Origin of the sequence: Psychrobacter sp. GP33 (assembly GCF_014119005.1) — a bacterium.
GTDB lineage: Bacteria > Pseudomonadota > Gammaproteobacteria > Pseudomonadales > Moraxellaceae > Psychrobacter.
Genome location: NZ_JACGYX010000006.1, coordinates 45,119 through 58,060, shown reverse-complemented (window position 1 = coordinate 58,060; position 12,942 = coordinate 45,119). Strand labels below are relative to the sequence as shown.

Below are 12,942 nucleotides of genomic sequence, written 5' to 3'. Positions count from 1 at the left end.
GTACGAGTGGGAACGTATATAAACTGCTACTCATTAAGCAATAGCTGATAGCCGTAGCTCATAATAAATAAATAACTAATATCACAAAATAATCAGTCAGATAAAGCAAAAAGGCTTATAAGAAGCAGCCTGTCAGATTAGCAGCTAATATTTACCGCTTTTTAACAGACCCGTAGCGATTTAAAAACAATATAGCCAGTTATCATTTTATCATTACTTAGCATTTTCTTCATACGCGGTATCCGTACGCACCGCCGCACGTAACCACGCGCTTCTAGATCTCGGGTTATGTTTGACTTCAGTAGCGCTTGGGGCAATACGTTTGGGCTTGCCAAAATAACGCGGGCGATTGGGCGCCATTGGTAGATTTTCATCTTCCGGATATTGCCCTTTACTATGGCGCTGCAAAAATTGCTTAATGCGTCTGTCTTCAAGCGAATGAAAGCTAATTACCGCCAGCTGACCGCCAGCTTTTATTATAGGAATGCTTTGCGCCAAAAAGCTATCGACATCACCAAGCTCATTATTAATGAAGATACGCATCGCTTGAAAGCTTTGGGTCGCGGGATGTTTGCCTTTTTGCCATTTTGGATGCGCGACTTTGATTACTTCAGCTAAGGCTAAGGTAGAATCAAAGCTCTCCATCGCTTTAATGGCACGTGCAATACGGCGACTGTGACGCTCTTCGCCAAAGTCATACAGCACATTAGCAAGCGTCTCTTCATCAACATAGCTCAGCCACTCGGCAACTGACTCGCCGCGACTGGTATCCATACGCATATCAATCGCACCATCACGCATAAAGCTAAAGCCGCGACTGCCATCATCGATTTGTGGCGACGATACGCCCAAATCTGCCATCAAGCCATCGACTTGGGAGATACCCATTGCCGCCAAGCTGGCTGTTAGCGTCGCAAAGCTATCATGAACCACGGTTACGCGGCTGTCTATACGTGCCAATTCACGCGCAACGCTAATTGCGGTCGGGTCTTTATCAAAGACAATAAGCTTCGCATCATCCGCAAGCTGAGTGAGCAGTAAACGGCTATGCCCACCGCGCCCAAAGGTCGCATCCACATAAATGCCACTGGCTTTTGGTTGACTATTCTTACCACCTTCTTCGTTACCCTCTTTACGCTTAGGTAGCGACTTGATACCAAGTACCGCAGCAACAGTTTCCTCTAACAATACCGCATCGTGGCTAAAGTCGAGTGTTGCGTCTATGGCTAGGTCAGGTTCAGTTTGAGGCACATCAAGGCACGCTGATGGGGCGTCAGCGGATAAGGGTGAAGCTGTACAATTGGATGAGGACACAAATAACTCAGTAAATGACGACCAATCTGGTCAATAATTAGATAAAAATAAACAAGTTATGACTTGTCATGCGTTATTATCGCAAGGATATATCTGTAGTCAAGCGCCAACTGGGCTTTTCGACAAAAATAGTCGCCATCCCTGTTATAATAGCGCTACATTTTACGCCATTTTACCTTCTTTTTTAACGTCTATTCGCTCCAAGACCCTAATATTTTGAGATTTCTATGACCCAAACTTCGTCGCCTTCTAGCAGCAACCGCCCTGTACGCACTCGCATTGCACCCTCCCCGACTGGCTTTCCACATGTCGGCACCGCTTATATCGCTCTCTTTAATTTAGCCTTTGCCAAAGCGCATGGCGGTGAGTTTATTTTACGCATTGAAGATACCGATCAAGTGCGCTCAACAGAACAATCTGAAAAGATGATTTTGGATGCCTTGCGTTGGGTTGGGCTTGACTGGGCAGAAGGTCCTGACGTTGGTGGTCCGCATGCGCCTTATCGTCAAAGTGAGCGCGCGGATATCTATAAACAACACGCGCAGCAACTGCTGGATAGCGATCATGCATTCCGCTGTTTTTGTACCAGTGAAGAGTTGGACACTATGCGCGCCGCACAAATGGCAAACGGTGAAACACCGCGTTACGACGGTCGTTATGCCAACTTGCCGCGCGCAGAATCCGATAAAATGGTCGCTGATGGCATGCCTTTTGTGATTCGTATGCGAGTACCAACAGAAGGCGTGTGCCGTGTTGAGGATATGCTACGCGGTACGGTTGAGATTCCATGGGCGCAAGTCGACATGCAAGTCTTGTTAAAAACAGACGGCTTACCAACCTATCATCTTGCGAACGTTGTCGATGACCATTTGATGGACATTAGCCACGTATTGCGCGGTGAAGAATGGCTAAATTCTGCCCCTAAGCATCAATTACTGTATGAATATTTTGGTTGGGAAATGCCGGTTCTATGCCATATGCCATTACTGCGTAACCCTGATAAATCAAAGCTATCTAAACGCAAAAACCCAACGTCAATCACCTATTATCGTGACGCGGGCGTATTGCCTGAAGCCTTGCTCAACTATCTTGGACGTATGGGCTACTCCATGCCTGATGATGCTGAGAAATTCACCTTAGAGGAAATGATTGCCAGCTTTGATATTCAACGTGTATCGCTTGGCGGCCCTATCTTTGATATCGAAAAACTCAACTGGCTTAATGCTGAATGGCTACGTGCGCTAACGCCAGAAGAACTAAAAAACAAAATTCTCGATTGGGCAAATAACAGCGATAAATTAACCGCGATGGCAGCAGCGATTCAGCCCCGTATTGAATTGCTCTCTGATGCAGTCAATTGGGGCGGATTTTACTTTCAAAACTTGCCAGATATCAGTGCTGAAAGCTTTAGCCACAAATCTCTATCAGATGAGCAAATCATGGAAATGTTGCAACTGGCAATCTGGCAACTCGAAGTCTTACCCACATGGTCGGAAGAAAACATCTATGCCACCATGAAAGGGCTGTCTGATGCGCTTGTTATTAAGATGCGCGACTTTATGGCACCGTTCTTTGTCGCCATTGCCGGTAGCACCTCATCGACACCAGTCATGAACTCTATGGCAATTATCGGTGCAGATATGACGCTGATACGCTTACGTCATGGCGTTGAAGCGCTTGGCGGTCTTGGTAAAAAGAAACTGAAGAAGCTAGAGAAACAGGCAGCGGAATTGCCAGATTTTTTGGCAGATGAATAGTGTTTTAATTTACAGAGGACGGGGCAGGCTTTTACTGGCCCGTCTTTTCTTAAAACTAATATTTTAATGAACCTATTATTTTACTGAACGTATCAAGTGGACATAAATATGGCAGTTAAGACCGTCACGATAGAAAGCCAAGACGTTGTATTTCCAACGTTAAAAGAAGCGCAGCACTATTATCGTAAAGTAGTCGAAGAGCTTTATAATACCAACCTCACATTGTCTGCTGGACAGGACTTTGATGATTTAAAATGGATATACACGACTTACTGTGGTTATAATAACTATCAAATGAGTCGCTTAAAAGATACTGATATTATTGGTTTTAAAGGCGTCATGGCAGTCATCCAAAATAGTGGCAGATATGTTCCTACTGAATGTTGTGCAGTAATTTTTGCTGATGACACTCAAGCAGAATTCACTACCGATAAAGCCATTAAAGAAATTGCTAGTAAGCAAAATCCAAGATAGTTTGTACTGATAACTCAGATAAAATCGTATTAAATTCAGTTTTTAAAGCATTTATTGCGATTTATTCAAAATAGCTGTTGACATACCCCCCTTACTTCCCTAAAATGTGCTCACTCTTAGCGAGGGGCTATAGCTCAGTTGGTAGAGCACTTGCATGGCATGCAAGGGGTCAACGGTTCGACTCCGTTTAGCTCCACCATACTATTTACTGTAAGTCTCCACTGTTTATGATGAATAACTTGCTAATAGTACAGCATCAGTCTAGGCACCGCTTTTTAAGCAATCTGATGTTGTTACCGTTATAGATAGTTTATAACAACACTATGCGTCCCCATCGTCTAGTGGCCTAGGACACTGCCCTTTCACGGCGGTAACCGGGGTTCGAACCCCCGTGGGGACGCCACTATATGGCGTCACTTGTTAGCCATTTTACTGAAAAGTATCAGATCAGACTAATAAGCGCACTACAAAAAAGCCCAATCATGACTCATTGTGATTGGGCTTTTTCTTGCCTATTTTTTCATCTTATTTTTATATGATATCTATTCAGAAAATCAGATTGAATATAACACTTCCTCGTTAACTTGCTAATAAGTTTACGCAAAATTACACTCAAAACGTTTACTGACATAGTGTAACGCCTTTATACACAATGCTATTATTTTTCTACCTAAAGGTGTTACCAATATATTTCCTTATTGCCTATGATGACATTGTACTTATTAGATTTATCAGAATTTTTACATAAAGTGTTTATAAATTCTGAATTAAGAGGTTGATACCATCATAGAAAAAATGTATTACAACAATATATTATTATAAGGAATGGCTATGTTACATACTTATGCTCCTCAACGGCGCCCATCATGGCGCGGTGTACTAGCTGGTCTGATAATGGGACTGCTGGTCGTCATGGCGATGATCGCTCTCGCTCTAGTATTAAGTTCGGTATTACCATTTGATTTAAAAGGCACCAGCATTGCTGCTGGTATTTATGCGGCAGTCACGGCATTGGTCAGTGCCTATGTCGCCGGTCATTTTGCGATTAAATATTCTGCGCCTGAAGCGTTATTTGGTGATGGCACAGACATTGACCAAAAAGATGCAACATTGACTGGCATGCTGACTGCTGCGTTGATTGTATTACTCACGACATTTTTTACTCTAAGTAGTGCCACTGGTATTTTAGCAACTGCGGGTAATGCTGTGGGTGCAACGGTCAGTACTGTGGCTAAAACAGCAGCGACTACCGCAACAGTAGGTGCAGCGGCTGCCGGTGCTACTGCCCAAAATGATGGCGTACAGCAAAAAGCGCAAGAGATGTATCAACGCGTCTCTGGCGATATCAGCGAAGAAGATTTGCAAGCTATGGTTGCCAAAAACACCCAAAATCTAAATCAACAACAAATTGCGGCAACCACTGACGTTATTAAAGGTATGTTTGACAAAACAAAACGTCAAGTTGCCGATATGGACTTCACAGATATCAATACCTGGCGCAACATTGACGATTATGCCAAACAGCGCATGTTAGCGATAGAAAATGAAATCAAAGGTCCAACACTTATCAACCGTTTGCAACAAGAAGGCCTGACTGAAGCACAAGCTATCGAAGTTCGTACAGAAGTTCAAAAATCATTCAATGAATATAAAATGAAAACTGAAAAAGCCATTGCCGAAGCCAAACAGATGGCTGAAGAAAAATTACAGCAAGCTGAAGACGTTGCTCGTAAAGCGGCTTTATACACTGGTCTGTTCTGGTTAATCAGCACGATTTTAACCTTTATTGCTAGTATTGCTGGTGCCAAAGGTGCTGCATCTAATTACCGTTTAGCCAAGCCTATTGTCACTTGGGGTGATAACGTTAAATAGAAAGCAAGGTTCAATACACTATAAAAATCACTGAATAAAAAGCTCAATTATAAAAATTGAGCTTTTTTATGGCTTGAATATCTTATTTATTGGCTATTGGCATGAACAGCTTACAAAGCAATCTACTCTAATAACAATCTTGTAGAACTCATCCTTTTTTACGAACGGGACAAACTCTTTAAAGATAAATTCAAAGATAAGTATGTACCAAACAATATCACCACTGAGCCGATGATTGCACCGACATCTAACGCCTCATCAAGCAATACGTAACCAAAAAATATCGCAAAAATCGGAATCACTAAGGTGATACTCGTCGCACGCATGGCACCAATGTTTTTAATCAGCTGATTCATAAAAATAAGTGCGATAGCGGTCGAGAATACACCAACGCAAATCACCGAAAACCATGCCGTTGTACTGATAGTTTTACCATACGGAAATGCGTAAATCGCAATCGGCAGCATAATCAAGCTAGCAATAATGAGCGAGCCTGCGGTGATAGCTATAGGTGACATCTCAGATAGATAGTTTTTAGTGACGTTTGCTCCCGTTGCGTAACCGACACATGCCAATAAACCGTAACTCATCGGCAATAAGCTTGAGCTGAAAGTCGTAGCTTCACTTTGCTCACTAAATAAGCTTTCACTCATTAAGATAAAAACGCCCACAATGCCAATCATTAAACCGGCAATCTGTTTTTTCGTCAGTTTATCTTTAAAAAAGGTACTGGCAATAAACCCACTCATCATGGGTACAGACGCATTAAGTACCGCCAATACACCGGCATTCACTGTCTGTGCGGAAAATGCAAACAATACAAATGGAATGGCAGCAGACAGTAAGCCAACCACGGTCAGCGCTTTATAATTTTCTTGAATACCTTGGCGATTTTTTGGGTTTAACAACACAAAAACCAGCATAGTTAACCCCGCCAATACCACACGTAGGCTGGCAAATGCTAAAGAGCCAAACTCAGGCACACCCACTCGATAAAATATAAAAGAGAGCGACCACATAAATGAGAGGGTAAAAAAGGTAATCAGGTCGCGTCGGGTCATTATTTACTCAGTTTGGGAGTAGGCTAATATTATGTGATATCTAAGAAAATTGGATTTGACGCGCTAAGGTAGCATACGAACTATTCAACTTAAATATTACGGTAATGCTTTGATTGTATCACCCAATAAAAAGCCCAATCATTATGATTGAGCTTTTTAACACTTTAAATACTCCAATTAACTGTGAGTAATTACGCCTCTTCTTTATTCTCGCAAGCTAAATGGCGCAAGACATAATGAAGCACACCGCCATGACGCACGTATTCGCGCTCTTTTGGCGTCTGTAACATTACATTGACTTCAAAAGTTTCTGTCGAACCATCAGCGCGAGTGGCGGTAACAGTAGCGGTTTTACTTTCACCGTTATTCAGTCCGGTGATACTCAATACTTCTGAGCCGTCGAGATTATGAGACTGGGCATTTTCATCATCTTTAAAGGTCAACGGCAACACGCCCATACCGACAAGGTTAGAGCGGTGAATACGCTCAAAAGAGCCAGTTAACACAGCTTTGACACCTAGCAAAATCGTGCCTTTAGCAGCCCAGTCACGACTAGAGCCTGAGCCATACTCGTCACCACCAAGTACCACGAGTGGACGCTTGTCTTCTTTATACTTCATTGCGGCATCATGGATGGACATGGCTTCACCATCTTGTAAGGTGGCTTTATCACCTTTAAAGTAATAGGTATAGCCGCCCTCTTTACCATCCATCATCAAGTTTTTGATGCGAATATTGGCAAACGTACCGCGAGTCATGACGGCGTCATTACCACGGCGTGAACCGTAGCTATTAAAATCCGCTTCCATCACGCCACGATCTTGCAAATACTTGCCTGCTGGTGAGTCCGCATCGATATTGCCAGCGGGTGAGATATGATCAGTGGTGATGGAGTCACCAAATATACCCAATATACGCGCGCCTGTAATATCAGGAATACCTTCTGGCTCCATCGTCATCCCTTCAAAAAATGGTGGATTCTGAATGTAGGTTGATTCCTCACTCCATGGATACAGCTGACTGTCTGGAGACGAGATAGCATTCCACTCCTTACTGCCATTAAAGACTTCGCCATAGTTTTTATGGAACATTTCTGCATCGATATTATTAGCGATAAGCTCATTAATCTCAGCAGACGTCGGCCAGATATCTTTTAGGAATACATCATTGCCATCTTGATCTTGTCCAAGTGGTTGGGTAGTCATATCAATGTCTACCGTCCCTGCCAGCGCATAAGCGACCACTAGTGGCGGTGACGCTAAATAGTTAGCTTTCACATGCGAGTGAATGCGTCCTTCAAAGTTACGGTTACCAGATAACACAGCAGCAGCGACCAAGTTATTTTCTTCAATACCTTTTTCGATACTTTCAAGCAAGGGTCCTGAGTTACCAATACACGTGGTACAGCCATAACCAACCAAGTAAAAGCCAATTTTTTCCAGCTCGTCCATCAGTTTGGTTTTTTTAAGATAATCAGTCACTACTTTTGAACCCGGTGCCAGCGATGTTTTTACCCACGGCTTAGCTGTAAGACCTTTTGCCGCTGCATTTCTGGCGACCAGTCCCGCTCCAATCATGACAGCAGGGTTAGAGGTATTGGTACAAGAGGTAATCGCTGCGATAACCACCGCACCATCACGCAAATTGTATTTTTCATCGTTAATATCAACAATGCTACAGAAGTTACTATCTACATCGCAAAATGCGCTAGGTTCAGCGGCTAAGGTTTTTGCTTGCTCTTGTTGACCACCTTCTTCATCAAAACGAACTTTCCCTTTAATAGCCGCCTTACGGTCTTTAGTCATGGTCTCTAAAGTATTGCTAAAGCTTTTATGCATATCCGCTAAGTTGATGCGTTGATGAGGTAATTTTGGTCCTGCCAGTGACGGCTGAACCGTGGCTAAATCAAGATGCAGTTTGCTTGAATAACAGGCATCGTGCGTATTGGCATCATGCCAGAGACCTTGAGCCTTGGCGTACTTTTCCACCAGCGCGATTTGCGTATCTTCTCGACCTGATAAACGCAAATAGTCAATGGCCACTTGATCAATCGGAAAAATACCACAGGTTGCGCCATATTCCGGTGCCATATTGGCAATGGTTGCACGATCGGCAAGCGGCATATTGTGCAAGCCTTCACCGTAGAATTCGACGAATTTACCGACGACACCGTGGGCACGCAGCATCTCAACCACACGCAGTACCATATCGGTTGCGGTAACACCTTCGGATAACTTACCCGTCATCTCAAAGCCGACGACTTGCGGAATCAGCATCGATGACGGTTGCCCAAGCATCGCGGCTTCTGCTTCAATACCGCCCACGCCCCAACCCAGCACGCCAATACCATTAATCATCGTGGTATGACTGTCAGTACCAAAGACGGTATCCGGATAAGCGGTCAACTCCACTCCATCGCCATTATCAACGTCAGCTGCCATTACCACACGCGCCAAATACTCTAAATTCACCTGATGCACGATGCCAGTTGCCGGTGGTACGACGACAAAGTTTTTAAACGCTTGTCTGCCCCAATGCAGAAATTCATAACGTTCATTATTACGCTCAAACTCAATCTTCTTATTTAAATCCAGTGCATCTTCGCGCCCATATACATCCACTTGCACTGAGTGGTCAACGACCAACTCACTTGGGATAAAGGGGTTAATTTGTTCCGCACGACCACCAAGCTTAACCACCGCATCGCGCATTGCTGCCAAGTCAACCACGGAAGGCACACCGGTGAAATCTTGTAACACCACACGTGCTGGCATAAACGCAATCTCATGTGACGGCTCCGCGCCACAATCCCAGTTAGCGACCGCTTCAATATGATTTTTGCCGACCGACTGTCCACCGTCTTCATTACGCAGCAGATTTTCAAGGACGATTTTCATGCAAAATGGTAAGGTGTCAATATTATTATAAGTTTTGGCGAGCTCAGGTAAACTAAAGTAGGCATAATCCTTGCCATCGACTGAGAGGGTATGTTTTACGTTAAAAATATCACTCATGGTAGCTTCCTTATCTACGTTATAGAAGGTTATAACAGGTGGCTAAATACTAAGTAGATCTTAATCTGTACGTTTGTCATTCTTTATTAATAATAATTATTAACAAAATTTATAAGTAGAAACGTAATAATTAACAGTAACGCCCCTTTACCATAACAAAAAAGCCACCATTTGTTAACGCTCAGTGGTTAACAAATGGTGGCAAAATCGTAACCGAAACAGTTGCTTATACGCTTATGTTTAAATAAAATTATTCTAATTTAAGATTTACGTCGGCGACCGCTACGAAAGACATGCTGGTCATCATAAAAGCTAGAATCGACATTGTCTGCCCAAAAATGCGGCACACCTAAAATAGGTAATGGGGCAAGCTGACGCGGTGTGACTTCCGCTTGTGAGAGTAAGTGATGCATATGCTCCGCCAATTTTTTGTCTAAATAAATCATTCGTTCAGGCAATGCCAATTCAAAAAAACCTACTGGCACATTAAGCACCATACTATGCGCGCATAAAGATTTACGAGGTTGAATCAGTTGCTCAAGTAATGCGTGACCAAAGATATAAACCACCGTTTTGGCATCAGTGCGTGGCGCAAGCGGATTATCCCATCCAGCACGCGACGTGACCAAACTTACCTGCCAGTTAAAATCAATCAATGCCTCACCAATATTTGGCTCACACGTGACCAATATCGCCCCATTTTCATCAAATACCGTGATGGTATCGCGCACCCGTCCACGGCTTGCGCCAATACCTTGCTTCGCAATTTCAAGCATATGATGATAATTAAGCAGGGCTTTGGTCTTAGGAAAAGTCAGCCAAATACTGCCATTAAATAAATCATGCAAGTTGTCACGGGTGGGGATTTGACCTGTCGTACCAATAAAATGCTCATATCCCATGCCTTCTGGCAAATCATCTTGCGATACAAATCTCAAATTATGCGCTTGATTATCTGACGTTGGTTTTGTTTGTGGCTGATATTGATGATGAGTGCTGGATGCTTTTTGGCACATTGCTGTATTTAATAAATCAGCAATAACGGTACTACTCTCGCCATAACTAGCTTTAGAATCAACCTTGTCATTCACCTCATGCGCTTCCAAGTTTTTAGCAGAAGAACAGTCAGCCGAGTGCGCTGTACGATTGCTTAGATTTTGTACCCTTTGACTGAGAAATCTTAACTGGCTGATATGTGCCATCCATGGCGCTTGCCAGTCAATGGCAGCAAAGCTTAAATCAAGTTCTGCTTTAGGCATTGTTAATGATGGTGTGGGTCGAACAGTATCGGTCATGATGACAATCTCTACGAGTCTTGTGATTTTTATGATGTAAATCTCTATGAATTTGGCGCGGTGGCTCATGGTATCATAGTGCGCTTTTTTAGCGCCTATTTAGTCCTTTTTTAGTAGTTAGTAAGCTCACGATGGTAATTCTTTATGGCAAATTTTAACACCCACCTAAATGGCGCATTCGCTGTTAGTGGCGTACTCGGCTTGACGGTGTATAAAGCCGGTTTGATTAACGATGCTTGCTTTTTAATGTGTGTGGCACTTGGCACGATAGGCGGCTTGCTGCCCGACTTGGATTCTGATAATTCCACACCAATTAAACTTGGCTTTAATATTGCCTCGTTTATTTTTGCCTTTGGGCTGGTAATGCACTGGCGCAGTGAGCTGAGCTTGATTGCACTTATTGCCTTATGGCTTGCTGGCTATGGTTTTATGCGCTATGTGGTATTCCGATTATTTACTAGCATGACGGTGCATCGCGGTGTGATTCATTCGGTGCCGTATATGGCAATATTAGGACTAGGGCTGACCTGTTTAAGCTATTATGGCTTGCATAACTCGCTAGCGGTTAGCTGGTTTTATGGGCTATTTTTATTTGGTGGGGCAATGGTGCATCTGACGCTTGATGAGATGTATAGCGTGAATTTATCAGGGATGACGCTAAAACGCTCAGCAGGTACTGCGATGAAGTTTTATCAACATAAAGATAAACAATGGTATCTATTATTATATGTGCTGCTAGGATTATTGGTGTACGCCGCGCCGCCTTTTGCACCGTTTTGGGAGCAGCTGCGCGATCCTGCACCGTGGGCACAGCTTAAGGTTGGCGTGCTACCTGCTTTAATAGATAATTTGAATAGATAGCTTACATAAATAGTTTGCGTCATTAATCTCCTAACACCGTCATTTTTTACTTTAAAAAACGATTCTTACTTATGACTAAAAATACACCACTAACCTGCCCTTGCCAAATCAATCCAAAAGACGCGGCAACCACATTACTATCTTATAAAAACTGCTGTCAGGAATTTCATGACAATATTGATAACATAGATGGCATCAAGGCAGACAGTGCAGAGTGTTTGATGCGCAGCCGTTATAGCGCCTTTATATTGGTCAAGCCGGACTATATTATCAAGACGACGTTGCCTGCGCAGCAAGTTTTTCTTGATATTGAATCAATAAAATCGTGGGCAAAAGAGACCGATTGGGCGGGACTGCAAATCGTAACGCATACACCAAAGCTGGGAAAACGCCACGCGCAAGTTGAATTTAAAGCGTTCTACAACACTGAAAATGGGTTGCAAGCGCATCATGAACTATCTACTTTCGTAAAAATAAACGATAAATTTGCTAGTCCGACAAATGAACGCTGGTACTTCCTTGACCCTACAGTTGCCATGACCGTGAGCCAAAAGCAGCCGTGTATTTGTGGGTCGGGTGAGAAGTTTAAGCGGTGTTGTGGGGTTTATTTACTTTAAAATATATTGGATACAAACTATGGCTTATTGTTTAAGATTGCTTAATTTCTTTAATCAGCACTTTACGGGTAAACTATTCCTTTTTGATATCAGTTAGAACGTTTTATTTCATAATATTTTTAAGGTTTATAGGCTATATAATTAAGCTTTTCCTAAACTGAACTATTTCTACCTACTTTTTCAACTGCAACTGTTCGTTAGGTTTTATTATCCCGCAACTACAAATAGTGAGCTATTTAGGCATCTTGGTATATGGACGTTAGTCTCTTTTTCAAAAGCAATATCACTTGTTAAACCACCCCCTGTAAGCGATATTGAGTCACCGCTTTTATATATCTTAGAATCGTAAATTAAGGTGTTTGTAGAATCATTCCAACCTACATTGTAAGAAGGAAATACGGGCTGTTCAATATGCCCGCTTTCCGTAACCACTACAATACAATCATCTTTAAATTGTAAATGACCATTTAACGCAGCAACCATACCGGAAGGATAACCATCCGATATCTTTTTCTCCCAAGTGGCTATCCTATTGTTGTCATTTTTATTAGCAGATTGACCGTTTACATTAACTACTTCTACATTAGCACTTCGAGTTTCTAATGTATGATCCTCATCATTACTAGGTATGGTCTGTTTGCAACCCACTAAGGATGCCATAATACAAATTATTATCG

General features: G+C 42.8%; 10 protein-coding genes and 2 tRNA genes. 7 read left to right on the top strand and 5 right to left on the bottom strand.

The window, feature by feature from the left end; translation table 11 throughout:
• Positions 1–213: 213 nt before the first annotated feature.
• Entirely contained in the window at positions 214–1,251 is a 1,038-nt protein-coding gene (gene rsmH, locus H2245_RS09540; protein ID WP_182407260.1) for a 16S rRNA (cytosine(1402)-N(4))-methyltransferase RsmH, read from the bottom strand.
• A gap of 290 nt (positions 1,252–1,541) precedes the next feature.
• On the opposite strand from rsmH, the gene gltX reads away from it, so the two are divergent.
• The 5 genes from gltX (at position 1,542) to H2245_RS09515 (ending at position 5,417) form a co-directional block, all read left to right on the top strand.
• Positions 1,542–3,071: a glutamate--tRNA ligase gene (gene gltX / locus H2245_RS09535; RefSeq protein WP_182407169.1), complete on the top strand. Its 1,530-nt coding sequence runs from the start codon at positions 1,542–1,544 to the stop codon at positions 3,069–3,071.
• A gap of 108 nt (positions 3,072–3,179) precedes the next feature.
• A complete protein-coding gene (locus H2245_RS09530) occupies positions 3,180–3,545 on the top strand; it encodes a hypothetical protein (RefSeq protein WP_182407168.1) in 366 nt (121 codons plus the stop codon).
• Between the two features lie 123 nt (positions 3,546–3,668).
• Positions 3,669–3,744, top strand: a tRNA-Ala gene (locus tag H2245_RS09525).
• 128 nt (positions 3,745–3,872) lie between these two features.
• A tRNA-Glu gene (locus H2245_RS09520) sits at positions 3,873–3,948 on the top strand.
• A gap of 428 nt (positions 3,949–4,376) precedes the next feature.
• Entirely contained in the window at positions 4,377–5,417 is a 1,041-nt protein-coding gene (locus H2245_RS09515) for a hypothetical protein (RefSeq protein ID WP_182407167.1), read from the top strand.
• Positions 5,418–5,575: 158 nt separating this feature from the next.
• Here the strand turns inward: H2245_RS09515 and H2245_RS09510 are convergent, their stop codons facing one another.
• The 3 genes from H2245_RS09510 to H2245_RS09500 all read right to left on the bottom strand — a co-directional run bounded on the left by H2245_RS09510 (position 5,576) and on the right by H2245_RS09500 (position 10,787).
• A complete protein-coding gene (locus H2245_RS09510; RefSeq protein WP_182407166.1) occupies positions 5,576–6,478 on the bottom strand; it encodes a DMT family transporter in 903 nt (300 codons plus the stop codon).
• 191 nt (positions 6,479–6,669) lie between these two features.
• The gene (gene acnA / locus H2245_RS09505) at positions 6,670–9,492 is read right to left on the bottom strand and encodes an aconitate hydratase AcnA (RefSeq protein ID WP_182407165.1); all 2,823 of its coding nucleotides are present in this window, start codon (positions 9,490–9,492) and stop codon (positions 6,670–6,672) included.
• Between the two features lie 260 nt (positions 9,493–9,752).
• Positions 9,753–10,787, bottom strand: coding sequence for a DUF3025 domain-containing protein (locus H2245_RS09500; RefSeq protein ID WP_182407164.1), 1,035 nt, complete (start codon positions 10,785–10,787; stop codon positions 9,753–9,755).
• Between the two features lie 144 nt (positions 10,788–10,931).
• Here H2245_RS09500 and H2245_RS09495 point away from each other — a divergent pair, with 144 nt between their 5' ends.
• Together H2245_RS09495 and H2245_RS09490 are read left to right on the top strand one after the other, a co-directional pair.
• Positions 10,932–11,648 (top strand): metal-dependent hydrolase, encoded by a 717-nt coding sequence (locus H2245_RS09495; RefSeq protein ID WP_182407163.1) that lies wholly within the window; start codon positions 10,932–10,934, stop codon positions 11,646–11,648.
• Positions 11,649–11,719: 71 nt separating this feature from the next.
• The gene (locus tag H2245_RS09490) at positions 11,720–12,265 is read left to right on the top strand and encodes a YchJ family protein (protein WP_182407162.1); all 546 of its coding nucleotides are present in this window, start codon (positions 11,720–11,722) and stop codon (positions 12,263–12,265) included.
• Between the two features lie 207 nt (positions 12,266–12,472).
• On the opposite strand, the gene H2245_RS09485 is transcribed toward H2245_RS09490, so the two are convergent.
• Positions 12,473–12,925, bottom strand: a complete 453-nt coding sequence (locus tag H2245_RS09485; RefSeq protein WP_182407161.1) for a hypothetical protein — start codon at positions 12,923–12,925, stop codon at positions 12,473–12,475.
• Positions 12,926–12,942 lie beyond the last annotated feature (17 nt).

Excerpts from the sequence above, each read along its gene's own strand:
- gltX (WP_182407169.1), top strand. The coding sequence starts at position 1,542 with ATGACCCAAACTTCGTCGCCTTCTAGCAGCAACCGCCCTGTACGCACT.
- H2245_RS09530 (WP_182407168.1), top strand. The coding sequence starts at position 3,180 with ATGGCAGTTAAGACCGTCACGATAGAAAGCCAAGACGTTGTATTTCCA.
- H2245_RS09515 (WP_182407167.1), top strand. The coding sequence starts at position 4,377 with ATGTTACATACTTATGCTCCTCAACGGCGCCCATCATGGCGCGGTGTA.
- H2245_RS09510 (WP_182407166.1), bottom strand. The coding sequence starts at position 6,478 with ATGACCCGACGCGACCTGATTACCTTTTTTACCCTCTCATTTATGTGG.
- acnA (WP_182407165.1), bottom strand. The coding sequence starts at position 9,492 with ATGAGTGATATTTTTAACGTAAAACATACCCTCTCAGTCGATGGCAAG.
- H2245_RS09500 (WP_182407164.1), bottom strand. The coding sequence starts at position 10,787 with ATGACCGATACTGTTCGACCCACACCATCATTAACAATGCCTAAAGCA.
- H2245_RS09495 (WP_182407163.1), top strand. The coding sequence starts at position 10,932 with ATGGCAAATTTTAACACCCACCTAAATGGCGCATTCGCTGTTAGTGGC.
- H2245_RS09490 (WP_182407162.1), top strand. The coding sequence starts at position 11,720 with ATGACTAAAAATACACCACTAACCTGCCCTTGCCAAATCAATCCAAAA.
- H2245_RS09485 (WP_182407161.1), bottom strand. The coding sequence starts at position 12,925 with ATGGCATCCTTAGTGGGTTGCAAACAGACCATACCTAGTAATGATGAG.